The 26,589-nt window shown below is 60.6% G+C and carries 20 protein-coding genes; 9 read left to right on the top strand and 11 right to left on the bottom strand.

Annotated elements, in window-relative coordinates; translation table 11 throughout:
- Positions 1-224 precede the first annotated feature (224 nt).
- Complete coding sequence (locus tag GX515_12530; GenBank protein ID HHY33821.1) at positions 225-1,934, top strand: sensor histidine kinase; 1,710 nt, start codon at positions 225-227, stop codon at positions 1,932-1,934.
- Positions 1,840-2,724, top strand: coding sequence for a response regulator transcription factor (locus tag GX515_12525; GenBank protein ID HHY33820.1), 885 nt, complete (start codon positions 1,840-1,842; stop codon positions 2,722-2,724). The genes GX515_12530 and GX515_12525 overlap by 95 nt, the downstream gene beginning before the upstream one ends.
- A gap of 404 nt (positions 2,725-3,128) precedes the next feature.
- Here the strand turns inward: GX515_12525 and GX515_12520 are convergent, their stop codons facing one another.
- Positions 3,129-4,577 carry a carbon starvation protein A gene (locus GX515_12520; protein ID HHY33819.1) on the bottom strand — a complete coding sequence of 483 codons (1,449 nt, stop codon included), beginning with the start codon at positions 4,575-4,577 and terminating at the stop codon, positions 3,129-3,131.
- A 271-nt stretch (positions 4,578-4,848) separates the two neighbouring features.
- On the opposite strand from GX515_12520, the gene GX515_12515 reads away from it, so the two are divergent.
- From GX515_12515 to proC, 7 genes are all read left to right on the top strand, one after another.
- Entirely contained in the window at positions 4,849-5,187 is a 339-nt protein-coding gene (locus GX515_12515; protein HHY33818.1) for a tRNA-binding protein, read from the top strand.
- 949 nt (positions 5,188-6,136) lie between these two features.
- Positions 6,137-7,726: a 2-isopropylmalate synthase gene (locus GX515_12510; protein ID HHY33817.1), complete on the top strand. Its 1,590-nt coding sequence runs from the start codon at positions 6,137-6,139 to the stop codon at positions 7,724-7,726.
- Between the two features lie 18 nt (positions 7,727-7,744).
- Positions 7,745-9,004, top strand: a complete 1,260-nt coding sequence (gene leuC / locus GX515_12505; protein HHY33816.1) for a 3-isopropylmalate dehydratase large subunit — start codon at positions 7,745-7,747, stop codon at positions 9,002-9,004.
- A gap of 234 nt (positions 9,005-9,238) precedes the next feature.
- On the top strand, positions 9,239-9,757 hold the full coding sequence (gene leuD, locus GX515_12500; GenBank protein ID HHY33815.1) for a 3-isopropylmalate dehydratase small subunit: 519 nt from the start codon (positions 9,239-9,241) through the stop codon (positions 9,755-9,757).
- Between the two features lie 167 nt (positions 9,758-9,924).
- Complete coding sequence (gene leuB / locus GX515_12495; protein HHY33814.1) at positions 9,925-11,022, top strand: 3-isopropylmalate dehydrogenase; 1,098 nt, start codon at positions 9,925-9,927, stop codon at positions 11,020-11,022.
- Positions 11,023-11,102: 80 nt separating this feature from the next.
- Positions 11,103-12,035: a branched-chain amino acid transaminase gene (locus GX515_12490; GenBank protein HHY33813.1), complete on the top strand. Its 933-nt coding sequence runs from the start codon at positions 11,103-11,105 to the stop codon at positions 12,033-12,035.
- 100 nt (positions 12,036-12,135) lie between these two features.
- Positions 12,136-12,999 carry a pyrroline-5-carboxylate reductase gene (gene proC / locus GX515_12485; protein ID HHY33812.1) on the top strand — a complete coding sequence of 288 codons (864 nt, stop codon included), beginning with the start codon at positions 12,136-12,138 and terminating at the stop codon, positions 12,997-12,999.
- Between the two features lie 114 nt (positions 13,000-13,113).
- Here the strand turns inward: proC and GX515_12480 are convergent, their stop codons facing one another.
- From GX515_12480 to GX515_12435, 10 genes are all read right to left on the bottom strand, one after another.
- On the bottom strand, positions 13,114-14,952 hold the full coding sequence (locus GX515_12480; protein ID HHY33811.1) for a ferrous iron transporter B: 1,839 nt from the start codon (positions 14,950-14,952) through the stop codon (positions 13,114-13,116).
- Positions 14,953-15,001: 49 nt separating this feature from the next.
- The gene (locus tag GX515_12475) at positions 15,002-15,358 is read right to left on the bottom strand and encodes a ferrous iron transport protein A (protein HHY33810.1); all 357 of its coding nucleotides are present in this window, start codon (positions 15,356-15,358) and stop codon (positions 15,002-15,004) included.
- Positions 15,359-15,538: 180 nt separating this feature from the next.
- Positions 15,539-16,564 carry a zinc-dependent alcohol dehydrogenase family protein gene (locus GX515_12470; protein HHY33809.1) on the bottom strand — a complete coding sequence of 342 codons (1,026 nt, stop codon included), beginning with the start codon at positions 16,562-16,564 and terminating at the stop codon, positions 15,539-15,541.
- A 28-nt stretch (positions 16,565-16,592) separates the two neighbouring features.
- The gene (locus tag GX515_12465; GenBank protein HHY33808.1) at positions 16,593-17,843 is read right to left on the bottom strand and encodes a hypothetical protein; all 1,251 of its coding nucleotides are present in this window, start codon (positions 17,841-17,843) and stop codon (positions 16,593-16,595) included.
- A 328-nt stretch (positions 17,844-18,171) separates the two neighbouring features.
- Positions 18,172-19,422, bottom strand: a complete 1,251-nt coding sequence (locus GX515_12460; protein HHY33807.1) for a zinc-binding dehydrogenase — start codon at positions 19,420-19,422, stop codon at positions 18,172-18,174.
- Positions 19,423-19,571: 149 nt separating this feature from the next.
- Entirely contained in the window at positions 19,572-20,417 is an 846-nt protein-coding gene (locus tag GX515_12455) for a carbohydrate ABC transporter permease (GenBank protein HHY33806.1), read from the bottom strand.
- 1 nt (position 20,418) lies between these two features.
- Positions 20,419-21,303, bottom strand: coding sequence for a sugar ABC transporter permease (locus GX515_12450; protein ID HHY33805.1), 885 nt, complete (start codon positions 21,301-21,303; stop codon positions 20,419-20,421).
- A gap of 76 nt (positions 21,304-21,379) precedes the next feature.
- Complete coding sequence (locus GX515_12445; GenBank protein ID HHY33804.1) at positions 21,380-22,627, bottom strand: sugar ABC transporter substrate-binding protein; 1,248 nt, start codon at positions 22,625-22,627, stop codon at positions 21,380-21,382.
- Positions 22,628-22,697: 70 nt separating this feature from the next.
- Positions 22,698-24,071, bottom strand: coding sequence for an FAD-dependent oxidoreductase (locus tag GX515_12440; GenBank protein HHY33803.1), 1,374 nt, complete (start codon positions 24,069-24,071; stop codon positions 22,698-22,700).
- 253 nt (positions 24,072-24,324) lie between these two features.
- The gene (locus GX515_12435; protein ID HHY33802.1) at positions 24,325-25,365 is read right to left on the bottom strand and encodes a LacI family transcriptional regulator; all 1,041 of its coding nucleotides are present in this window, start codon (positions 25,363-25,365) and stop codon (positions 24,325-24,327) included.
- Positions 25,366-26,589: the final 1,224 nt, after the last annotated feature.

Genomic DNA, 26,589 nt, shown 5'->3' with positions numbered 1-26,589 from the left:
GGCAGGCACGATTGCTGATCGCAACTTCCCTGCTCCTGCTTTTGTCCTTGACCTTGCCCGCGACGGCTTCCATTTCCGTACCGCCCGTTCGCCTTCCTCGTTGAGCCGGAGCGTTGAGCCGGAGCAGGGAAAATGCCTGTGTACCACCTTGCTTGAAGGAAACTTCGTCGAGAAAGCGAATCAAACAATAGTTCGGAATCCTCCGAAGCAAGGGGGATGGCTCGATGGCGCCGAGGCTGTTCGTGCTGCTGCTCCAAGAGATGTCCGTCATAGCGGTTCTTGCGTGCTTGATGGGGCGGACGCAAGCCTTCAAGAATGCCCTAAACCGCCAGGCCACCACAAGAGACAAGGCGATCCTGGTGGCGTTCTTCGGCATCCTGTCCATCATCGGAACATACACGGGAATTCCGGTGCGAGGAGCCATTGCCAACACTCGCGCGATCGGAGCGATATCAGCAGGCCTCCTCGGAGGGCCCGTAGTCGGATTCCTCGCGGGGTTCATCGGCGGGGTTCACAGGTATTTCATAGGCGGGTTCACCGGGTTCGCGTGTGGTCTGTCCACCACAGTAGAGGGACTCATCGGCGGGATCGTGCACCTGCGGATGAAAGACGCCGAGATCAGCGGCAGGCTCGGCCTTTTCTGGGGTTTTGCCGGCGAGATACTGCAGATGATCATCATCCTAACCTTCGCAAAACCGTTTGGCGAGGCCCTGGAGCTCGTGAAGATCATCATGTTCCCCATGGTTACAGTGAACGCGGTCGGCGTCGGGATGTTCCTCGCCTTGCTCCGGGCCACGCGCGCCGAGCACGAGAAGATCGAGGCTGTGCAGGCTCAGAAAGCCCTCAAGATCGCATCGAGGACGCTGCCGTATCTAAGGAGCGGCTTGAACTTCGAGTCGGCCCGGCAGGTCGCGGAGATCATCAAGGAGGAATCCGGGGTGGCCGCGGTGGCGATCACCGACACCGAGAAGACCCTGGCCTTCGTCGGAGCCGGCACGGATCATCACAAACCTGGCGATCCAGTGCTCACAAAGGGCACCAAGGTGGCGCTGCAAGAAGGCGCGCTCCGGGTCCTCGAAGACAGGAACATGGTCGGCTGCCCGTACAAGAACTGCCCGTTGAGCAGCGGGGTGGTCGTGCCCCTCTTCTCCGACGGGACGGTCATCGGCGCCGTGAAGCTGTACCAGGACGGCAAGAAACGGATCACGCCGGTCATGGTGGAGCTCGGGAAGGGCATCGGCCAGCTTCTTGCAACACAGCTCGAGATAGCACGGCTGCAGGCTATGGCCGCGCTCGTGAGCCAGGCCGAGCTCAAGGCGCTGCAGGCCCAGATCAATCCGCACTTCTTGTTCAACGCCCTGAACACGGTGGTGTCTTTCTGCCGCACGGACCCGATGAAGGCAAGAGACCTCCTCATCCAGCTATCCGAGTTTTTCAGGCGCAACCTCCGCCAATCCGACCAATTGGTCACGCTTGAAGACGAGCTGGAGCACATCAAGTCGTACCTGGCCATTCAGGGGGCGAGGTACGGCGAGCGGCTCAAGGTTGAGACGAACATGGAACCCGACGTCAAAGGGGTGCTCATCCCCCCGCTGACCCTCCAGCCCGTCGTGGAGAATAGCATCAAGCACGGCATCGGTAAGCTGCCGCAAGGCGGCACGCTCAAGATATCCGCCCGCACGCTGGGTGACGTTGTCGAGGTCTCCGTGGCTGACGATGGCGTTGGAATGCCGCCTGAGCGGCTTGGTGCCCTTCTCGCCGGCACCTGTGTGCATAGCGACTGTGGTGCAGGCATAGGTCTGAAGAACGTCAGGGAGAGGCTACGCAATGTCTTCGGAGATGCGTGCGAGTTCACCATATCGAGCCAGCCAGGCCGCGGCACTACGGTTGCTTTCACGATCCCCCGAAGGAAGGTGGCGCCCGTCGGTGATTAGAGTAGTCATAGTAGACGACGAGAAGCCTGCAAGGGACGAGCTACGATTCCTCCTAGAGTCGATCGATGGCGTCGAGGTGGTGGGAGAAGCCGCTAATGCTGTGGAGGCGCTCGAGCAAGTCGCCAAGACGAGTCCCGACGCGGTTTTCCTGGACGTCGAGATGCCAGACCAGAGCGGTCTTGAGATCGCCAAGGCCCTCAGGCAGTCAGGGCGGCAACACGCAGCACGGTACCCTAACCGGCCCAAGGTGGTGTTTGCAACGGCGTACGATGAGTATGCTGTGGAGGCCTTCGAGGTGTCGGCCGTGGATTATGTGCTGAAACCCTTTGAATTGGAGCGGGTCAGGGCATCCATCGAGAAGCTCGCTGAGGGGCTCAGAGACGAGAACCAAGCGCCCGACTCCCAGGGGGTCGACCGTCTGACAGAGAAGCTTGTGCGCGAGATCCTGCATAGATTTCAGCCAGCCAAGCTCCCCGCCGAGCAAAACGGTTCCACGATACTCGTAGACTCGTCGGAACTTGTGTACGTCTGCTCCCGGAACGGTAAGGTCGTGCTGAAGACCTTTGACAAGGAATACGTTACCAAGCTGACCCTGGAGGACGTCGAACGCAGGCTTGGCCCCCGTTTCCTCAGGGTGCATCGGCGGTTCATCGTGAACCTCGATAGGGTCGCTCGGATCATCCCGTGGTTTTCGGGCACATACATGGTAGCGGTGAAGGACAAGGACGCGAACAAGGTGCCTGTCTCAAGGTCCCAGGTGAAGGAGCTGAAGAAGGCGTTCGGGCTATAGTAGGGTGGTTGCCCAGGCCGGGCACATCACACCCAGCAGCCACAGACTCGTCGCAGCTGCAGCCAGAGGTGGCTGTCGCGCCTGCCGTAGTAGCCACCAGGGGCGCCGGGCGCCGACGGCAGGCAGCCCTTGGTTTCGTTGTTCCCTTAGCCTCGTTCCTTTCTTCTTCCTTCCTTCGCTTCCCTTCTTGCCTAAAGGCGGGGGCAGCTGGCAGCAGGCGATACGTCACGCTTGGCTGCCCCCGCACTATAGAGCCATAGAGCTACAGAGAACCGGGCCGCGCGGGCCGCCCGGTCGTGTGGCCAGGCTCGTGCTCGTCCGGCCGTGGAGCCTGGTTCGCCCGAGTCACATGCCCGGATCTCATAAGCCTTGAACCTACGAATCGCATCCTCGCCGCAGCCGCTCTACTGCCCGTCCACTTTCAACGCCGGCTCGAACACCACCGTGCCCTGGGCGATGAGCTTTAGATAGTACAGGAAGTGGACAAACACCGCCGCCGCTGCGACGAGGCCGACAGGAGCAGCAATGCTCATCGGCAGATTGAACCCGATGGGCTGGTTAAGGATATACGTAAACGAAACCGAACACATGAATCCCGCGGGGATGGTCGTCACCCAGTGGAACTTGCCGTTCTTCGCGAGGTATGCGGAACACGCGAACAACGTGAAGATGGCGACTGTCTGGTTACACCAGGCGAAGTACCGCCAGATGACGTCGAAGTTTACCTGGGTCAAGATGATGGCGATGATGAAGATAGGTATCGCTATCTTCAGCCTGTTCGCTATCGGCTTGGGATCGAGGTGCAGGATCTCTCCTATCATCATCCGGCATGCCCGGAAGGCGGTATCGCCTGTGGTGATAGGCAGCACCACCACGCCAAGGACTGCGAGAACGCCGCCCACCGTCCCCATCATCTTGAAGGCTATATCCTTCACAACACCGCCTGGTCCGCCAAGAGACCCGAGCGCCTGCGAAAGACCGCTTGTCCCCTCGAAGAATGTTAGCGAAGCCGCGGCCCAAGTGAGGGCTACGATGCTTTCGGCTATCATAGCTCCATAGAACACCCTGCGTCCGTACCCTTCGTTCATGATGCATCTGGCCATCATAGGTGACTGGGTAAAGTGAAACCCGCTGATCGCGCCGCATGCTATCGAGATGAACATCAGCGGCCATATCGGCAGGTTCTTCGGGTGCAGGTTCGCGAGGGTGATTTGTGGCACAGGCATGCCCTTGACGATCATCCCCCCGCCGATGCCAATCACCATTATGAGAAGGCATGCACCGAAGAAGGGGTAGATCCGTCCAATTAGAGCGTCAATTGGAAGAAGGGTGGCAAGGAGGTAATAGATGAATATGACAGCTACCCAAAAGTTGTACGTCATCCAAGAAGGCGTGATCATCTGGAGAAGAGCCGCCGGGCCCGTCGCAAACACGACCCCGACCAGGATAAGCAGTACCACGAGAACCACATTCATCAACCAGCGGACTTTGTTCCCGAGATACTTGCCGATAACATCACCCATGCTCGCGCCGTTTTCTCTGACTGACAGCATGCCTGAGATGTAATCGTGAGCGCCCCCGACCAGAATGCCCCCAAGTACGATCCACAGGAACGCCGAAGGCCCCCAGAGCGCGCCCTGGATGGCCCCGTACACGGGGCCCAGGCCCGCGATATTGAGGAACTGAATGAGAAAGACCTTCTTCCAGTCCATCGGAACGTAATCCACGCCGTCCCTCAGGGTATAAGCGGGTGTGCTCTTCTCGCGGTCAACGCCGAAGACCCTCTCCACAAAGGCCCCGTAAAAGAGATAACCGAGGATCAGAACGACGATACACCCAATGAAGGTTACCAATTACAGCACCTCCTTATTGTGTTGGACCCGTCCCGCAGCCGGCCGGCCCTGTTCCACTGTGCTGCAGGCATCCGTCTTTCCGTAGCCGCGCTCCGCAACGACGCACTCGAGTAGGGTGCTGGAGGAGGTTCACGGTACGGGGTCTTCAGAGTCATTCTAGAACCCCTGGGAGTGAAGTGGAAAGAGATTCGGGCCGAACGGTAGGAGTTCTCGTCTGAATGGCATAAAAAACGACCTGAGTTGCAAAAAGGAGAGAAGGTGGATGGAGAACGTGAGCGCGATAACTTACGAAGACTTCAACAGAGTCGAGATGCGAGTCGGAAGGATCATCAAGGCCGAGCCGTTTACCAAAGCTCGAAAGCCCGCGTACAAACTGCTTGTCGACTTCGGCGACTACGGCGTACGGAAGTCAAGCGCCCAGATCACCAAGCTTTACTCGCCCGACGAACTAGTGGGGAGGCTCGTGATCGCCGTTACGAACTTCCCGCCGCGGCAGATCGCTGATTTCATGTCTGAGGTCCTCGTCCTGGGCGTCGCTCTAAGCGACGAAACCGAGGTGGTCCTCATCCAGCCTGACCGCGAGGTCCCGCTCGGCAGGCGGGTGTTCTGACGGATGATGCCCTGCCGCCGACCAAACTGATCTGACCGATACGTTCGCAGCCTCACGGGCCCTTGTCCTCAGGGGGGAGTGGGGCGCTTCCGTGGGCGTGAGGTGACCTCTTCCTACGCAGCGTGCGGGGCAGATTTCTCTCAACTGCTTGCAGCGCACCGTTTTCTCAAACCACCTACAGGGCGACACTATCACAGACCGGCGGCACGGAAAATGCAAATCCGCCTCTTGACACCGCACATGAATCTTTATACACTATCGGTAATAACTTGGGACCAGCACGATTCTGGGGCTTGTCAAAGGTCATGACAGGGAGCAGTAATCAGGGCGCCGGGCCCAAGAGAGCCGGTGGCCGGTGCGAACCGGTGGCCGGGCCCTGTTGAACTCGCCCTCGAACCGCGCAAGCCGAAAACTGTGATGGGATGGTCATCGTGACAGGTTCGCGGCCGCTGCCGGCACGACTTACGCCGCGCAATGCATCGCATCGCATTCAAGGCATCAGAACAAGAACGTCCGCGGGCCGATGCCGTAGGCGTCGCGCTTCCCACAGGTGAGTAGGCTTCGCCGGGCCGCGTTTTCCACGAGGCGCCCGTTATCCGCCTAGTTCTCGTGTCCTTGAGACCAAGACTGAAGACGACCGGAGAATGGTGACGGCTTAAACGTCGCAGTCTGCGTCGGTGAGGTCGGAGACAGTGAGGTCGCTGCCGTGAGGCGGCGACGAAGTCAGGGTGGTACCACGAGCCGCTCATCCTCTCGTCCCTGATAGCCCGAAAGCCCATGGCTATCAGGGGGGAGAGGTTTTTTGTTACGCGATGCGGGATCACGGACATGGGTGCGACGTCGTGGACGTTGACGTCACGGACGTTATGGGACGACGGCGGCACTTGGAAGGGGCAATCAGATAATCAGAAGAGTAGCTAGAAGAGAAAGAAGGAGGATCGCGAGCGACATGAGGCAGGTATTCATCTTTGACACAACGCTCAGGGACGGAGAACAATCCCCCGGCGTCAATTTGAACGTGGAAGAGAAGGTCGAGATAGCAACGCAGCTCGCCAAGCTCCGGGTGGATGTGATCGAGGCGGGGTTCCCGGTTGCGTCTCCCGGAGACTTCGCGGCGGTGGAGGCGGTCGCCTCCCAGATAAAGGGGCCCACCATCGCGGCCTTGGCCCGAACAATGGAGAAGGACATCGATAAGGCTTGGGAGGCCCTGCGATACGCCGAGAGGCCCAGGATCCATACTTTCATCGCGACATCTCCCGTCCACATGCGGTATAAGCTCCGCAAGAGCCCCGACGAGGTCCTGAGAATGGCCGTGGAGGCGGTGCGGCACGCTAAGAGCCTCACAAACGACGTGGAGTTCTCCGCCGAAGACGCCGCCAGGAGCGACCGGGGATTCCTGCGTGAGATATTCGAGGCGGTGATCGAGGCGGGGGCGACGGTCATCAACATTCCCGACACAGTCGGCTACAGCACGCCCTGGGAATTCGCGGATCTCGTTTCTTACGTGAAAGCCAACACCGCCGGCATAGACCGGGTAACCATCAGCGTCCACTGCCACAACGACCTGGGGCTCGCGGTCGCGAACTCCTTGGCCGCTGTGACGGCCGGGGCGACCCAGGTTGAGTGCACCATAAACGGCCTCGGCGAAAGGGCCGGGAACGCCGCGCTTGAGGAGGTCGTCATGGCGCTCAGGACGAGGAAAGACTACTTCGATGTCTCTGTGGGCATCGATACGACCCACATCTATCGCACAAGCCGCCTGGTGAGCTCGCTTACGGCGGTGTTCGTGCAGCCCAACAAGGCTGTGGTCGGCGACAACGCTTTCGCCCACGAGTCCGGCATACACCAGGACGGCATCCTCAAGGAGAGGACCACTTACGAGATCATGACGCCTGAGTCAGTGGGCCTCCCCGAAAGCAGGCTGGTCCTGGGCAAACACTCCGGGCGACACGCGTTCAGCGAGAAGCTGAAGGCCCTCGGGTACTCTTTGACCCGGGACGAGATGGAGAAAGCGTTCAACCGCTTCATCGAGCTTGCGGACAAGAAGAAGCAGGTCAGCGACAGAGACATCGAGGCTATCGTCGAGGATGAGCTCGTTGCGACACCGGGCTTCTTCGAGCTGGAATACATACACGTGATTAGCGGCAACCATGCCGTGCCCACTGCCACGGTGAGGCTCAAGACTGTGGACGGCTCCGTGGAAGAGGCCGCATGCGGGGACGGGCCCGTGGAGGCGGTCTTCAAAGCGGTGGACGCTGCCGCGAAATTGGAGACTCATCTCGTGTCGTACTCCCTAAACGCGGTCACCGGCGGCAAGGACGCTCTGGGAGAGGCCACGGTCCGGATAAAGGACAACGGAGACACCTACGTAGGCCGCGGAACGAGCACGGACGTGATAGAGGCCAGCGCCAAGGCGTATGTGCAGGCCATCAACAAGCTTCTCCACAACCGGCGGACCTTCAGCAAGGCAGCCGCGCCTGCCGGAGCCGCCGGAGTCTCCCGACCTGTCCAAGACGCCTTGGGAACGTCGGGAAGCTAGGGGAGGGGGTGGCGCATCTTGGGGATGACGATAACCGAGAAAATCCTAGCCGCCCACGCTGGACGAGACTCCGTTGAGCCCGGCGAGCTTATCACGGTAAAGGTCGACATGGTCCTGGGGAACGACATAACCGCGCCCGTTGCCATCGAGCAGTTCAGGAAGACCGGCGCAAAGCGGGTCTTCGATCCTAATAGGATCGCGCTCGTGCCCGATCACTTCGTGCCGAACAAGGACATAAGGTCTGCCGAGCAGTGCGCGAGATTGAGGGAGTTCGCCAGAGAACAAGGGATATCCAACTACTTTGAGGTAGGAAGGATGGGCATCGAGCACTGCCTTCTCCCGGAGCAAGGGCTCGTGCGTCCCGGCGATGTCATCATCGGCGCGGATTCTCACACGTGCACGTACGGGGCACTGGGTGCCTTCGCCACCGGGGTAGGCAGCACCGATATGGCCGCTGCCATGACCCTCGGCGAGATATGGCTGAAGGTCCCCGAGAGCATCAAGCTCGTGTACCGCGGCAAACCCGGCCGCTGGGTGTACGGAAAGGACCTCATCCTCCACACCATAGGGCGCATAGGCGTGGACGGCGCGGCCTACAAGGCCATGGAGTTCTCCGGAGAAGCGATACGGAGCCTCTCGATGGACTCAAGGTTCACCATGGCAAACATGGCGGTGGAGGCCGGCGCGAAAAACGGCATCATGGTGCCGGATGAGAAGACCCTTGAGTACGTGCGCGAGAGGTCAAATGGAGGTTACCGGGTCTTCGAGAGCGACCCGGACGCTCGCTACAGTGCTGTGCACGAATTCGACGTGAGCGGCCTCGAGCCACAAGTGGCCTTCCCTCACCTGCCCGAAAACGTGAGGCCCATCAGCGAGGCGGGCAAGGTGTGGATAGACCAGGCTGTGATCGGCTCCTGCACCAACGGCCGGATGGAGGATTTGAGAGCTGCGGCAGAGGTGCTTCGCGGGCGAAAAGTCCACCCGCGCGTGCGGCTCCTGGTCTTCCCTGGCACCCAGGAGATCTACCTGCAGGCCATACGCGAGGGGCTCATCCAAATCTTTATCGAGGCGGGCGCGGCAGTCAGCACGCCCACGTGTGGCCCGTGCCTCGGAGGGCACATGGGCATCCTCGCCGAGGGAGAGAAGGCGATATCCACGACCAACCGGAACTTCGTGGGCAGGATGGGGCATCCGAAGAGCGAGGTATACTTGTCAAACGCGGCGGTGGCGGCGGCCTCCGCAGTCATGGGACGCATAGCGGGCCCCGACGAACTCTGATCTCTGAGTATTCCGCTGGAAAAGCTAGCGCCTCTTTGCGGCTCGGCACGTTGGAATGCGAATCGTTCGAATTCGGCGCGCGAGGTCGGCGACCTCGCCATGCGCCCGCGGCATGTAGGGTGGGACCCGGCGGAGCGGCAGCGAGGGCCGAGGAACATGGACCGACGCCGAGACACGCCGAGAGACGTTGAGCGGTAAGCAGACGGAAACGCCGAGCAGGCAGGTGATGCAGTGATGACGTCGACCATCAGAGCGAGAGCATGGAAGTTCGGAGATCATGTGGACACTGACGCGATCATCCCCGCAAGGTACCTCTATACCTCGGACCCGGCGGACCTCGCAAAGCACTGCATGGAGGACGCCGATCCGAGGTTCGCAAGCGAGGTCCGGCCGGGTGACGTCATCGTGGGCGGCAGGAACTTCGGCTGCGGAAGCTCCAGGGAGCATGCCCCAATAGCTATCAAGGCTGCTGGCGTATCCTGCGTCATTGCCGCGTCCTTTGCCCGGATATTCTTCCGCAACGCGCTGAACGTGGGCCTGCCCATCCTGGAGTGCCCGGAAGCCGCCGAGCGGATACAGGCGGGGGACATCGTCGAGGTCTCTCCCGGCGAAGGCTTGATCCGGAATGTGACTCGAGGCGAAGAGTATCGCGCTGCTCCCCTCCCCGAGTTCATGCAAAGGATCGTGGATTGTGGGGGCATCATCAATTACGTGCGCGAAAGGATAGAGAGCGGTAAATCCTGTGCTGGCTGACGAGAGCTGGCTGTTGGATGTTCGATGTTAGATGTTGGGTGCTGGATGTTGGATGCTGGCTTGTTAGCGCCGGCCGACCGGCGCGAGCGGCCGACGACGCGAGGGCCGGGCGGCGTGTCGCGGCGTTGCGTGAAGGACCAAGGGAGGCGTAGCGTTTGGGTCGGGCGATGGATGGGTTCAAGATCGCCCTGCTGCCGGGTGACGGGGTAGGGCCGGAAGTGATAAGGGAGGCCAGGAAGGCGCTCGTTGCGGTCGGAAGGAAGCACGCGTGCAGGTTTGACTTCGTGGAGTGCCTCGTGGGCGGAGCGGCCTTGGACGCGGCCGGCACGCCTCTGCCTGAGGAGACTCTCGAGACCTGCCGGAGGTGCGGCGCCGTGCTCCTCGGGGCGGTGGGCGGCCCAAAATGGGACGGTCTTCCGGGGGACAGGCGACCGGAGGCCGGGCTTCTAGGCCTGCGCAAATCCCTGGGCGTATTCGCGAACCTGCGCCCGGTGCGGGTCTTCCCCGAGCTTGTCGGGGCCTCGACTCTCAAGAGCCACGTGGTGGAGGGCGTCGACCTGCTGGTGGTGAGGGAGCTGACCGGAGGCGCGTATTTCGGCCAGCCCAGGGGCCGCTTCTGCGAACGCGACCTCGGCAGCGGGCGGGATGTGGTGAGGGCCGTGGATACGACCGTCTACACCTGGGACGAGATAGAGCGCGTCGCAAGGGTGGCGTTTCGGTTGGCTTCTGAGCGGAGACGGAAGGTCACCTCGGTGGACAAGGCCAACGTGTTAGAAAGCTCGCGGCTTTGGCGAGAGGTGGTCACGAAGGTCGGTAAGGACTACCCGGACGTCGAGCTCGCCCACATGTACGTAGACAACTGCGCGATGCAGCTCGTCCGCGACCCGGGTCGGTTCGATGTGATACTCACCGAGAACATGTTCGGGGACATCCTCAGCGACGAGGCGGCCACGCTGGCGGGCTCCCTCGGCATGCTGCCCTCCGCCAGCCTCGGCTGCGGCCGGACGGGCCTGTACGAACCGGTGCACGGTTCCGCACCCGACATCGCGGGAAAGAACGTGGCCAACCCGCTGGGGGCGGTGCTCTCCGCAGGGCTGCTCCTGAGGTATTCCTTCGGCCTGGGCAAAGAGGCGGAATCCCTTGAGGCCGCCGTGACGGCGGTCCTGCGAAAAGGGTATCGCACCGCGGATATCTTCACTGAGGGGACGACACTCGTCGGCACCGCTGAGATGGGAGATCTCATAGTGGACGAGATCCTAGGCTGAGCAGGTTTCGGGGGGCTCTCGAGGCCCCCGGCATCTAGGGTATCTGCAACTGTCAACTAACAAAACGAGGTGAGGCCGAAATGGCATGGGTGGAAGGTACTTACATATGGTTCGACGGGGAGTTCGTCAAGTGGGAGGACGCGAAGATCCACGTTTTGAGCCATGTCGTGCATTACGGCTCGGGGGTGTTCGAAGGGATCAGGGCGTACAAGACCCCCGCCGGCACCGCGGTGTTTCGCTTGGGCGACCATGTGAGACGGCTGTATGATTCAGCGAAGATATACCGCATGGACATACCCTACTCCCAGGAAGACCTGGCCCGGGCGATAACCGAGACCGTCGCGCGAAACGGTTTTGACTCCTGCTACATAAGGCCGCTCGTGTTTCGAGGGTATCACGAGCTTGGGCTGAATGCGCTCGCAAGCCCCGTACATACGGTCATCGCGGTATGGGGGTGGGGCACGTATCTCGCGTCCGGTGCCGACGACCAGGGCGTTGACGTCGTGGTGTCTTCCTGGAACCGCATGGCTCCGAACACCATTCCTCCGATGGCCAAAGCCTGCGGGAACTACATCAACTCCCAACTCATGAAGATGCAGGCGATCGTCGACGGATACCATGAGGCGATCGCCGTCGGGACGGACGGGTTGTTATCAGAGGGCACTGGCGAGAACCTCTTCGTGGTGCGCGACGGCACCATCTACACTCCCCAGCTTGCCTCGTCTATACTGGGCGGCATAACCCGGAGCACGGTCCTCACGCTCGCACGCGAGCTCGGAATCCCTGCGGTCGAAGAGCCCCTCCCAAGGGAGATGCTGTACATCGCGGACGAGGTCTTCCTGACGGGCACGGCCGCGGAGATCACCCCGGTGCGCTCCGTTGACAGAATCCCTGTGGGGAACGGACGGCCCGGGCCCATCACACTGAAGTTGAAGGAAGCGTTCTTTGCGATAGTCCAGGGGCGGGTTCCAGACTCGCACTCGTGGCTGACGCCCGTCCGGAAGACGGTCTAAACGGCGGGTTCTAATGGGGGCGAGCCCACAGCGAGACAAGAAAGGCAAGTCCGAGAAGGATGTTAGTGCAAAGGTGATACATAAAAGCTGATGCACAGGTATGGAGGCGCGCCAGATGGCAAGAACTGTCGGATTCATAGGTTCGGGGACCCTTGCCAACGTCCTCATCAAGGGTATGATCAAGGCGGGTTCGGCAAGGGCCGAGGACATAGTGGCAAGTGACGTGGACGCGGACCGCCTCAGCCGGCTTGTCGAGGAGACGGGCATCAGGGCTGCGAGGAGCAACAAGGCTGTGGTCGACGCAGCAGGCGTTCTCTTTCTCACGGTGAAGCCGCAAGTCATAGATTGCGTGGTGGACGAGGTATCCCGGCACGTCAGGGCTGACCAGCTCGTGGTGTCGCCGGTGGCCGGAGTGACCACGGAGTCCCTCGAGAGCGCGTTCCCCCGCAGACCAAGGATTCTGCGCATCATGCCGAATACCCCTTGCCTCGTAATGGAAGGTGTGATCGCGGTTTCAATCGGAAGGCACGCAGGGCCCAAGGATGTCACGGAGCTCTCCGAACTCCTCGCGCCCCTCGGGAAGATCGTGACGGTGCAAGAGGACCTGATGGATTCGGTGACCGCTCTGAGCGGGAGCGGGCCTGCGTTCGTGTATACGATGATCGAGGCTCTCGCCGACGGCGGGGTGAGGGTGGGGTTCTCCCGCAGCGTGGCGCTGCAGTTGGCGGCCCAAACCGTGTTGGGAGCGGCGAAAATGGTCCTCGAAACAGGCTCACATCCGGCGTGTCTGCGTGACATGGTGACCTCGCCCGGTGGAACGGCCATCGCCGGGCTCCACGCTCTGGAGCGCGGGTCCCTCCGGGCCTCGATCATGGACGCCGTGGTTGCCGCGGCGGAGCGGTCCAAGGAGCTTGGCCAGATCCTCGCGGAGGAACGCAAGAAAGCCCGCGAGCTCCTGGCATAGAGCTTCTGGCATAGAGCCCCGGGCATAGCACATGCCGCGGTATGTCATGCCAGGGCGTGGCATGACATGCCGCGGTGGACATGCCACGGTGGTGCACGGGCTTGCTATTGCTTGCTATTGACCTGCCGCACTCGCGTCGCGCCCCTCACGGCGCCGGACGAGGTAGGTCGAGGCGACCAAAGCGGCGACGGCCGCAAGCACGAGTCCGGCCGAGACCGCTCCCGACAGCACGAGGTTCAGCGCAGTCCCTGCTCCCAGCGCCGCGACTATCATTATCCCCGCTGCCTTGACCATATCGGCGCCCCCTAGTTCGCGCAGAAGCACCACAAACGTCGCTGCGCAGGGAAAGTATGCGGTCAGAACCACGCTCGCCACCGCGAGCTGGCGCGCGGTGAGGCCCAGCGCGCCCAGCATCCCGACGGCCACGTCCTTCCTGAGAAATCCCATCAGCAGGGCCACCGCTGCGTCGGGTGGGAGGCCGAGGAGCCCCGTGACAACCGGCGTTAGCAGGCTGCTTATGACATTCATGAGGCCGGACGCGTAGAGCACGTTGACGATAAGGACGCCGAGCAGGACATACGGAACCGCGTCGGTGAGGAACGCCCGCACGCGCATCCAGATCTTCTTCCAGAGCCCGGGAAGGTACGGAAACCGGTAGGGCGGGATCTCGATGAGCAACGGCGGGCTCTGGCCCGGCACAACAGAGTTCAGCACAAGCCCAAGCGAGAGCCAGAGAACGAACAAGGTCCCATAGATATACGCGATGTATGAGATGCCGTGTGGTCCCACGAGCCCTACGATCACGGCGCTCTGGGCCATGCACGGTACACCGATGGACACCATCGTCGCGGCGATGAACTTCTCGCGTCTGCTCTCAAGGACCCGCGTGGCCAGAACAGCGGGGACGTTGCACCCGAGGCCTAGGATCATTGGAACGATGGCGTACCCGTGCATCCCGAGGACGTGCATGAGGTTGTCCAGGAGCACGGCGAGCCGCGGCAGGTATCCGACGTCCTCGAGCACGCTCAGCACGACGTAAAAAGCCAGCACGTACGGCAGCACCATCGCGATGGGCACGTACAGACCCGTGGTCAGAAGGCCCAGCGACTCCACGAAGTCCACCTGCCCGCCGACGGGGTGCCCGATGAGGATGTCATGGACGAAGCCCGTCGGCCGCAGCGCTGCGTCAAGAGCCGTGACGAGCGGGCGGACGAGCCTTTCGAACGCAGGATCGAAGACATATGTGATGAGGCCTTCGCCGATGAGCCTTATAGCCCCGAACGACACGGCGAGGACCACTGCTGCCACAATGAGGCCTGTTACCGGCCGCATGCTGGCATCCTCGAGCGCGTCTCTCACGGAATGGTGCCGGTGGGCAATGGCTTGAACCGCGCGTGTAATGCGGCCGACCTCGGCCCAACGCTCGTCCGCAGTGCGCTTCGGCCCTCCAGCCCTGGCGCGACGCACCTTGGCCTTATCCACCTTGTCCAGCAATACGTCCATGCCCTCGCCCGTAAGAGCCACGGTCGGCACCACAGGGACGCCCAGGAGAGCTTCCAGCCTCCTCACGTCGATGGTGATCCCCTCGTGGCGCGCTTCGTCCCATAGGTTGAGCGCCACGACCAGCGGCACACCCCGTTCGAGAAGCTCGAGGGTCAGGTGGAGGTTCCTTTCGAGATGGGTGGCATCCACCACGTTCACGACGACGTCGCCTTCCTGCAGGCCGTCCAGGAGGCTCACCGCCACCTCCTCGGCTTTGCAGGTGGGCTCGAGACTGTACGTGCCCGGGACGTCGATGACCTCCGCTCTCTCGCCCGTCGTCAGCCTCGTCGTGCCCTTCGTGAATTCCACCGTGGTGCCCGGGTAGTTGGAGGTGATAACCTGCGTGCCGGTGAGACGGGAAAAAACGACACTCTTGCCGACGTTGGGGTTCCCCATCAGCAGGATCCTCATCCGCTCCGTCCTCCCTGCTCATTGATCGTAACGTTCATCACCGTAACGTTCACCGCGACGTTTCGCGATGCGCGCCCGCGGCGTCGGCACGGCGGTGCTGGGCCGCGGCCCCCTTCCCGCCTTCCTCACGCGTGACACCTTCTTCATCCCCGATACGGTCAAGTGGCCGGACGAGCACCTTTCCAGCCATACCGTATCCCATAGCCACTTTCGTGTCGTGCACTTCCACCGTGACTGGCCCGCGCAAGAACACCGAGGTTATCTTCCTCATCCGCGTCCCAGGCCTGATGCCAAGGGCCTCAAGGCGCCCCACCAGGCCGTGCCCGCCGAGGATCTCAACGACCTGGACCTCCTGGCCTGCCCGGACATGGACCAGGGGAATCAGCTCGCCATCTCTTTCCCCCATCTCTCGTCACCCACTCCCTGATCTGTTTCCTTCAACGTGTTCGGACTGCGTCTCGTAGGTCTTTAGGGTCTTTGGCGTGGTTCCTAGACGCCGCAAGTAATGAGAATCATTCTCATATCCATTCTATGAGGCCCCACATAGCCTGTCAAGAGGCAATGCGTCCGCCCGTCGCTCGCAAGCTCACGCGCGAGCCGCGTTTACGCCGACGAGCGTCTTCGCGCCGCCCGCGGACGGCCCGGAGGCCAGCACCAAGGGCAGATCGCCGAGCGACACGACCCGCTCCACAAGCGGCTCAACCTTAACCGCGCCGCTTGCGAGGAGCGATATCGCCCGGGAAAACGTGAACGGGTTGACATAAGAGCCCTGGACCCGCAGCTCTTTCTTATAGATCGCAAATGGGCTGACGGTGACCTTCGCACCCTCCGGGGAAACACCGAAAAGAAGGACACATCCCCCTCTAGTTGCGATGCCTAGTGCGGCCTCGACGGTCTCCGGGCGCCCGACCGCCTCTATGACGACGTCGGCCCCCGCGGGCAAAACCGCGCGTACCTCCGACTCCAGATCCGAGGACAGGGGGTCCACAGCGAGGGTCGCCCCGAGCTCGAGAGCAAGCTCGCGCTTCTTGCGCACCGGCTCGCTCACGATGAGCGTCGCCGCACCGCTTATCCGTGCGAGCTGTAGCAGGATGAGTCCGATCGTGCCGCCGCCCATGACAACGACGCTGTAGCCGGGCCTGATCCCGGCGAGGTCAATCCCGTGGACGCAGCACGCGACCGGCTCAACAAATGCACCCTGGGCAGCTGGCATGTCTACTGGCAACACGTGGCACTGCGCGGCAGGGGCTATGGAGTACTCGGCAAATCCGCCGTCCAGGGTGACGCCGAGAGCCTCCATGGACTCGCAAAGATGCACCTTGCCCAGCCTGCACTGATAGCACCGCCCACACGCGATATTGGGATCCACGGCCACCCGGTCCCCTGGACGCGGGCGGTCAAGGCCCTCCCCGACTGCGACAACCTCGCCACAGTACTCGTGCCCCAGGACCACAGGCGGGCGGGCCGGGGCTTCGCCCTTGAAGATATGGAAGTCGGTGCCGCACACGCCGCACGCCTCGACCTTCACAAGGACCTCTCCAGGCCCGGGCGTGGGAACGGCGCGCTCTTCCACGTCGATTCTCCCAGGCTCCTTGAACACGGCCGCCGACATCCTGCCAGGGACTTTGCGCGTTTCAGCCTCACCGGTTTGCATCCTTAGCACCCCGCTTCTCGCATTCATTCAGAAACGCCCGCACTTCCTCCATGGTAGGCAGAGCCGGAATGGCGCCGTATTTCGTAGTGCACAAGGCGCCCACAGCATTCGCCAGCGTGAGCACCCGCCTCCATTCCGCCTCGCCGAGGGCGCGCAGCGTCTCCTTTGCTATCATCTCTTTCGCTGTCGCCGCAGCGGCAGCCTTGCGGCTGGTCGCCTCCTCGATCACGCCCACGAGAAGACCTGCCACGAAGGCATCTCCAGCGCCCGTTGTGTCCACGGTCTGGACGCTGAACCCAGGGACCTCCAGCCAAAGCTCACCGCGGCCTCGCCGCCCACTGTCGTGTCGCTCGCTGCCGCCGCCCTGCCCGCCACTCCCGTCGTGCTGCGCGCCATTGCCTTGCGGCACCTGTGGCTCAGTGAGGCGTCGTCGCCTCGCATCGTCGTGTTGCTGCGTGACCTCGCGTTGCCGCGTGACGTCGCGCGCGCTCACAGGGTCGCTGTCGTCCAAGGCGAGCACACACCCCTTCCTGCCGCGGGTTACCACGATGGCACACTTGGCGGGCCTTGCTGCACTGCTTGCCGCAGTGCGCAACCTTCCGACACCCTCTGCGATGTCGTCCGTGCCTGTGAGAAAAGCCAGCTCTTCCTCACTAACCTTTATGATATCGGCCGAGGAGGCTGCGGCGAGGATAACGGCCCGGGCCTCGTCGGGCGCGGGCCACAGCGGAAGTCGTATGTTTGGGTCATAGGAGATCAAGGCCCCGGCGGCTCTAGCCGCTCTTGCAGCGGCGAGGGTCGCCGACCGCGAGGGCTCAGTGATGAGTGAGATAGACCCATGGTGGAATACCCGAGCCTCCGTGAGGAGGTCGACGTCCACCTCGCTTGGCTCGAGAAGCATGTCGGCGCTTGGATGCCTGTAGAACATGAACTCCCGCTCACCGTCGTCCCGGAGCGAGACAAAGGCCAGCATCGTCCTGGCCCTGTCCTCGTACTTTACGCCGCGCGTGTCAACGCCCTCGCGGGCGAGGGTCTCCCACAAGAAAACACCGAAATCATCGTTCCCTACCTTGCCGATGAAACCGGACGTGCGGCCCAGCCGTCTCACTCCCACTGCGACGTTCGCGGGGGCGCCGCCAGGGGCTTTCGTGAACCCTGGTGAGTCCTTGAGGGACACCCCGGTAGCAACGGAGACAAAGTCTATGAGAAGCTCTCCCATGGCCACTACATCAATCAACGCATCATCTACTCCCCCCAAAAACGCGCCCGGAGATAGCACGACTCAACCAAAACCACCACGTGGCGCGCGCCTGTCAACACCTGCACTGCCGCCGCCGTTTCTCGGTTGGTTTGGGCGCAGCGCCGTCCGCTTCCCTCACCATCTCCCGGTGGACGCCCTGCCTCCCGCTCCCGCTTTAGCTCCCCCCTCCCCCCTCCCCCCTCCATCTCCGTCCCCGCCTGCGCTTCCGGTTCCGCTTCCGGTTCCGGTTCTGCCTCTGCTTTCGCTTCAGCCTCGGCTTCCGGCGTTGAGCACCCGTCCCTTTGCATCCTTCGCACTGCATCCTTCACACTGTAATGAGCACTTTGATGGCCCCGCTCGCCGGGTCCGCCGCCGTCTCGAACGCCTGCTGCGCCTCCTCGAGGCGGAACCTGTGGGTCACGAGCGGCGCCACGTGCACCAGCCCCCTCGCGACAAGCCGCGCGGCCTCGATGAAATCGTCCAAGGTATACATGAGAGTGCCCACGAGCTCGATTTCCCTGTCCTGCACGAGGCCCATCGGGACCGGCACCTCTTCCTCGAAAACCCCGACTATGATGACCTTTGTGCCTTTCCGGTTCGCCAGGATGGCTTGACGAACCGTAGGACCGATGCCGACACACTCAAACGAAAGGTCGATGCCGTCACGCCCGAACCACTCGTGGACCCGTGCCACAGGGTCCACGTCGCGCACGTTGATCGTGTAGTCCGCGCCAAGCTCGCTGGCAAGCGCAAGCCTCCGTTCGTTGAGGTCGGTGACTATGACCTCGCGCGCGCCGTATGCCTTCAACACCTGGACGACGACCAGCCCGATGGTCCCGCTGCCCAGAACCATCACGCGCGCTCCCCCTACGCCCGCCCCGGCCCGCCTCACAGCATGTACGCCGACTGCTACGGGTTCCACCATAGCGCCATCCTCAAAGGTAAGGCCGTCCGGAAGGGGCACCAGGAATTCGGCCGGGACGCGCACAAGCTCGGCCAACGCACCGTCCGCCTGGCACCCCACGACACGTAAGGAGTTGCATATGTTATACCTGCCGTGCCTGCAGTTATAGCACGTGCCGCATACTAGCGATGGTAGGCCTGTGACCCGCTTGCCGATGAGGGCGGCGTCGCGCATGACTCCCATCTCTCCCGCCTTCGGCTCTGTCCCTGGGCCGGGTTGCTCCGCAGCCGCCCCGGCATTCCCGCGAGAACCACCAACGCCGTCAACCTGGGGATGCAGAACCCGGTCTGTCCTCCCTGCGTGGGTGGGCTCGAGTGCGTTCATCGCAGCGGATGCAGGTCCAAGAGGGCCAACACCCCTTACAACGCCCGAGAACTCATGCCCGGGAACGATCGGGCACGAGATGAACGGGTGTTTCCCGCGGAACGCATGCACGTCGGACCCGCACACGCCCACCACCTTGACCTCGACAAGGGCTTCCCCTTCTCCCGGCGCAGGCACCGGCGCATCCTCGAGGCGCAGCACCCCCGGCTCAACCATGCTCATTCGCTTCATGACCGCTACCTTCCTCCTAGTGTCCTCCCGCGCCACCGACAGCCTGATTTTTCTCAAGCGCGCAGAACCCCCCCACGAGCCTCTTCGGCATATACCACCCGGGGCAGACTCCTTTGTACGGCCACACTCCCGCGTGAGAGCTTGCGTGAGTTAATCTAACGGGGATACTCCAAGGTATCGCAACCCCTGCGGTGGGGCTTTCGAGTTCACGCCTTTAGAGCCCCTCCCGTCAGGCCAGCAATAAACTGTCGTTGAGCGGTTAAGAATATGATGACGATCGGCAGGGTGGACAGGAACGCGCCCGCCATCAACATGCCGTACTGCAAGTTCCATGGGTCAGCATAAAGCGTCGCGAGGCCGAGCGGCAACGTCATCATCTCGCGCGACTTGACCATAATGAGTGGCCAGAAATACCCGCTCCAAGAGTTCAGCCACAAGTAAATCCCGAGAACCCCCAGGCCTGGCCTAACCAGAGGCATTGCGATCCGCAGATAGATGCCGAATTCCGAACAGCCGTCGATCCTTGCTGCTTCCAAGAGCTCTTTGGGCAGAGTCGAGGCAATATACTGCTTCATCAGGAAGATGCCAAACACATTCATTGAGTATGGTAGAACCAGAGAGGAGTATGTATCCACCATCCGGGTAAAGACCATAAGCCTGAAAACAGGTATGATCGTGACGATCTCTGGAATCGCAACAGAGACCAAGACCGTCCAAAACAAGATCGCTTTACCCTTGAAGTCATATACAGCAAAACCAAAGCCAGCAAGCGAGCATATAACCAAGCCGAGAACCAACGACAGGACGCTCACCATGCCGCTATTAAAAAGCCACCGAACGAACTGCGTCTCCCGGAAGAGCTTCACGTAGTTAGCGACAGTTGCCTTGTCGGGGAATAGAGACGGTTTTGGACTGAAGAATTCTCCCATGTCTTTGAGCGAGCTCACGATCATCCAGTAAAACGGCAGAAGGACAATCACGGCTCCTACCAGCATAAGAACATGCAAGAACACTTTGAGATAGCTCTCGCGTATGCGTTTTCGCACAGTCATGCTAGCCATTTCTCTCCTCAAGTCCCTTAACGTATAGTACGGATGCTCCCATCATTAAGATGGTCATCATGTACGATATGGCACAGCCCCGTCCGAGGTTTCCCTCAAGAAAGCTGGTCTGGTACAGGTATATCTGGAGCATCAGCGTAGCATCGGCCGGGCCACCCTGTGTGAGGATCCACGGTTCATCGAAAATCTGAAAGGACAGGATGGTGGACATGATCAGAACAAACACTAGCATTGGCTTCAAGAGAGGTAAAGATATCCTGGTAAACACCGTCCAGGCTGAGGCGCCATCTACCCTTGCTGATTCGTAGATCTCACTTGGGATGCTGGACAGGCCGGCCAGGAAGTACGCAGAGTAGTATCCTGTCCCTCTCCAGACTCTCATCATGATTATGCCCCACATAGCCAGGGACGTGTCACTGAACCAACGAACATTGAGCGAGACGCCCAAGTATCTCAACAAAACGGCCAGTAACCCTGATCCCCGTGCAAGGATCAAGTCAAAGACCATAGCGACCACCGGGAGGGACATGGTTATAGGCATGAAGTAAGCTGAACGGTAGAATCCCCTGGCCCTCAATAGGGACGAGTTCAGCAGAACAGCCAGCACAAGCGCGAGGAATATCATGATGGCGTTGTAAACCACAACAAAGTACAACGTGTTGTAGGTCGCTGTCCAAAACCGGCCGTCCTTGAAGATTCGCAAGTAGTTTTGGAACCCCACGAACACCGCGTCATCCATGCCACTCCATTTCGTGAAACTGACGAGGAGTGACCAGAGGATTGGGCCGACACGAAAAGCGACGAAGAACACCAGGAATGGAAGGAGAAATACATAGGGTGCCCAGTGCTTGTCGATAGTCAGTGATACTTGCTTCATCAGCTCTGCCTCCGCTGCACACTGTCCCGGGCCCGAGCCACGCTGGGCCCGGGACAGTGCCTGCTCGTTCGCGGCATTACCGGTTCGTCTCATCGATGAGCTCGGCCTCTATTGCGGCTCTCGCTGCCGCAGGTGTCACTTTTCCGGCAAACATCAGGTCAAGCTGTTTGCCGATGATCCGCTCAGTAATCGCCCAATCGAAATAGTAGAAGGGCTTCACAGGATTGATCATCTTGTAGACGTTGTCGCCACCGTAATATGGGTCGCCGAGCGCATAGAAGCTGTCTTTGTAGGCCGGGGAGTACGCGGGCACTGCGTTCCATGTCTTGCTCGCCCATACCTGGCCCTGTACAGTTCCCGCTACCCACTTAACGAAGGTCAGGGCAGCGTCTCTCACTTTGGACTGCGTTGGGACGGCCAGAACAGTGCCTCCCCATATTCCGGTGGTCTGTTCCTTCTTGTCTGACCATCTCGGGAATGGCATCACACCCCAGTTTCCAGAGAGCTCCGGCATGTATTGCCTGATGTTGGCTCCCTCGGCCACATTCATAGGCCAACACGCGAACTGGCCTGACTTCAGTGCACCCCAGAACTCCGGTGTGAAGAAGGTAATCCCCTCGGCCATGCCAGCCTTGTAGAGGTCGTAGAGCCACTGTAGTGTATACTCGAGCTCCTTGTTGTTCCGAATGACTTTACCATCAGGCGTGTAGATGTTCCCTCCGCGAGAGTGCAGGTACATCACCAGCGCGTTGGCGCCCCAGCTTCCGGCTGGATAGAACAACGGCATCATGGTAACGCCGTTCTTCTTCAGAACCTCGGCTGCTTTCACGAAGTCATCCCACGTAGCAAAAGGTACTTGGATCCCATACTTCTTGAAGATATCCCTTCGGTACCAAACCACGCCCGGACTGACATCAGCTGGCAGTCCATATATCTTGGAGTTATAGCTCACGGATTCTATGAGGTTCGCGGGATAGCCGTCTCTTATGTCCTTGACCTTGTCTGTGATATCGACGAGCTTTCCGGTCGTCGAGAAGAGACTAAAGTGTCTCGCCATGAGTTGTATGACGTCAGGAGCTCCTGTGCCCGAGGACAGAGCCACGAGGAACTTATTCTGCGCATCGTAGGCACCCATCTTTACGTGTTCCACCTGGATATTCGGGTGAAGACGGTTAAACTCCTCAACCATGGCTTCGTTACTAAGCCAAGTCCAAAACGTCACTTTCACCTTTTCTTGGGCTTGGGCAAACGAAACCGCAGATAGCAGCACAAGAGCGATGAACCCCAGCAGTAGCGATGGTCTATGCCTCCGAACTCTCAACATAATGAACCGCCTCCGTCTCTCCAATCTTTGTGCCTCTTCGCTGATATGACATGCCCTAATGGAACACGTCCTAACCAAGATAAACTCCCTGTGTTCTGAGGAGATCCCGGAGCCTGCCCGCATCCACCTTACGCGGGGTCAAGCCCAACTTGACCGCCAATGCAGCGGCTGTGCCGGCTGCCTGCCCCGTGCCGACACAACATGGCATAACCCGAAACGCCGACGAGGCCTCCGACGTAGCCGAGATGGGTCGCCCTGCCACCAAGAGATTGTCAACCGCCAGCGGTACTAGAGATCGGTAGGGGATGCCGTACCACTTTCCGCTAATGGTAGTGTATTCTCCGCTTTCGGCATCCTTGGAGTGAATGTCGATCGAGTTGGAAGCCAACAGGATGCTGTCATCAAATACCCGGCCACTCAGCACATCTTCCTTGGTTACAACGTACTCGCCGACAATGTGTCTGGTCTCGCGTATTCCGACAACAGCGGCAGTGTCCATGAGCCTTGCTTGTTCACATCCCGGTATGTGGGACCTTATAAACTCGAAGACCTTCCTTGCTTGCTTTCTGCCCTCGATCTCCGCCCTTGTCAAGTCTTGTGTCTTGGTCCCGTCGACGTTCAGAATCCTGGTTGTGTTGACCCTCCACTCCCCCGGATTTGGAGTCTCGTACATGTTGATCTCGCCCCGGGGGATGTCCCACTCACCTCTTTCCCGCGCTTCTTTGACGATCCAGCTGAACGGACCGTGGAATGGCCTTCCGACCAGATGCCGGTTCTGTTCAATGTACTCTTTGACCCTATCCGAATCCACGTTACAAATCCTAAAGAACATCGTTGCCGGTTGCATTCCGTGGTCGTCTCGCCTACCTAGCACCGTAGGAACCCCGGCCCATTCCGCCACGTCAGCGTCGCCAGTACAATCGATGATGACCGAGGCCCTTATCGCCTGAAGGCCTGACTTGTTAGCGATGACGATCCCAGTGATTCTGTCTCCTTCTTTGATGGCGTCCAGACACTGGGTGTGAAGAAGCAATTCCACACCCGACTCGAGGACCATTTCCGTCGCAATGAGCTTGAGCCACTCAGGGTCAAAGGGGGTAACATGGTCATGTCCAGGTGTAATAAAGGCACAATAGGATGTGCCACAGCGGACCTTCGAGGGATGAATCGCACCCCCGCGTTCCTCAAGTCGCGTGACGAGTTCCTCGAACAACCCTCTGATTATCTGGGTTTCTCCTGTGGCATCGAAACTCGTCATGAAAGGACCCACCAACCCGACGGTGGCCATGCCTCCGATGCACCCATACTTCTCGATGAGCATGGTCTTGGCGCCATTCCTGCTCGCGGCAATAGCTGCAGCAAATCCGGCTGGACCCGCGCCGACTACTAGCACATCGATCCCGTCTCGAACAGGAATCATCTTCTGGAACGTGTAAGTGCGCATTCTTTGCCCCCTCCCTGAGATTCTCTGACAATCCATTCGACGACTGACAAACCTCTATGGTGCTGGCATTCGATAGACAGTCTCTCCTGCGTCAAGCCCACGTCTCTCTGCTGGAAACCTCAACGGCTGCATCCGCACGCGTGCACAAGATCGGATCACATACCACCCCCTCCGACGCATATGTGCACGTCTCAATCCCCCCGGGCTGCAGGAATCATGGTTGCATACGTAGGTCCACATAATGATGCGTACGTTAGAGCCCGGGGGGAAGACTCGAACTCCGGCGTGCCCCGCACGACTCTCTGACTATTAGCTGCGGCCTGAGTCGCACCACCACCGGTCTGTGATCGCCGCGGACCTCGCCGCGCAGGTGCTTGAAGAGCCTCTTGGCCGCGCGCATGCCGATCTCGTAAGTGGGCTGCGCCACCACCGTGAGCGGCGGATCGATGATCGGCGTAGATTCGAACTCATCGAAGCCGACCACCGCCATGTCGTGAGGCACCTTTACCCCCGCCTCGCGTAACGCCAGCATGGCACCGATGGTGAGGAGGTTGTTGCTAGTAAAGAGGGCTGTCGGCCGCACGTCAGGCGGAAGCGAGAGGAGCGCCTGAGTCTGCCGTATACCGCCCTCGATGCGCGAGTTACCGCGGGCGATGAGCCGCTCGTCTGGCGTAACGCCGAAATCCGCGAGCGCCCTGCGGTAGCCTTCCTCACGTTCCTGGGAGGTCGACACGTTCTCGAGACCCGTGATGATCCCGACGCGCCGGTGTCCGAGGCGGAGGAGGTGGGTGGTGGCCTCGTAAGCCCCGGACACGTTGTCGATGAGCACCGCGTCCACCTTCATCCCTGGCAGGTGCCGGTCTATGAAGACCACCGGAATGCCGTGCCGCCCGAACGCTTCCACGCTCGCCTGGGCCTTCCCGGTAGGGGCCATTATGACGCCGTCGATGCGGTTACCGATGAGGACCTCCACATACGAGCGCTCTTTTTCAGGGTCTTCGTCGGTGTTACAAAGGAGGAGGTTGAGGCCGCCTTCTTTCACCACGTCCTCAACGCCACGGACGAGCGACGTGAAGAACGGGTTAGAGATGTCCGAGATCATGAGGGCGATCATGAAACTGCGGTTCTGCCTGAAGGAACGCGCGAGGTTGTTCGGGCGATAGTTGAGTTCCGCCATCGCCCGCCTGACTCGCTCCTTCAGCTCCTCTGCGACGAACCCGGACTCGTTGATGACTCGCGATACGGTGGCTGTTGACACCCCGGCCAGCCGCGCCACCTCGCGGATGTTGGCCATTGCATCACACCTCGGTGCATTTGGTCTCCGGATCTTCTCCGGTGGGATCTCTGGTGCGTCTTTCCGCGTGAGGCCGTTGAACTTTCCCACATTGTGCCGCCCCATGTCACCTCCGCCCGATTGGGGCCAGCGCCAGCAGAGTCGTCGCAGTGCTCGGTCCATCTCGTGGGCACTAGGAAAGTTCAGCGGCTTCCATCTCCAATCACAGGTCTCCAGTCTCCTACGTATCCACTTGTCCTACATGTCCATTGCTTTATTGAGGAACCTCACGCAGCAGCATCGCCCTGCGCGTCCACGCCCGCCCGCGGCCCGTCGCTCCCAACATGCCCGTCCTGCTCATCGTGACCGTGGCACCATCTGCCGGCCGACCGACCAACCGGCCAGCGAGCGGTCAGCATGCTGCGGTTATTTAACACCCAAGAGCCGTCGCGGGCGAGCATTCGCATACCGGCGCGATGGACTGCTGCGGCGGACCTGCTGGTCGAAAGCGCTTTGCTCGCTCGACGTTACCGGTTACGTAACCGGTTACGTAACCGGTATCTTCTTCTTCGACGTCCTTCCCGGATCTCCTTCAGGACGACACGATTTCTTTTTCGCACGTTCGTTGACATTTCTTGCCGTGAAATGTGACGTGGGTCACGCAAGCCCGCTTGACTCGCGACGGCCGTCATTGCCGCCTGGCCGCTTGTTTCCCAGGTCACGCGTCCCCTGCAACCCGTTCAACCCATCACCTGTCAGAGCACACGCGCTGCTCTGTCTCGTCCGAATAGCTCGCCAGACGCGGCAGTTGCTCCGCCAATTGTCAACACAAGCCGGTCACAGTTCACAATCGCTATCGCTCGACGCGCCGCCTCCGGCTACCTCAGTCGACCGTCGTCTCCGCGGGCTGGCTTCCGCTCGTCGCCGCCTTCCTTCAACACGGCCCTTTTTAGCCCAGCTCGATACTCCGCCAACAATCTCTCGAGTGCTTCTACGTAGGGACTCTTGGGGTCGACGACGGCTTTGGGTAGCACGGTGGGATTTTCTCAAGCATCTTCTGGAGAGTGAGGTCGTCGGAGGCAACTGTCAGGAGTACGACCTCGTTCTCGCTGCTCAAACCGCGCTTTATCACATCCCGTTTCCTGGTTTCCCTAAATTGATCCTGATTCGGATAGAATCTCGTGGGCCCGAAATGCGGCAACCCTTGGAACTCGAATGCGACTTTATGGGAAGGGTAGTAGCGGT

The sequence above is a fragment of the Bacillota bacterium genome (assembly GCA_012842395.1).
In the GTDB taxonomy this organism is placed as follows: Bacteria; Bacillota; SHA-98; order UBA4971; family UBA4971; genus UBA6256.
The sequence above is the reverse complement of the archived record's forward strand: the minus strand, read 5'-3'. Positions and strand labels throughout refer to the sequence as shown.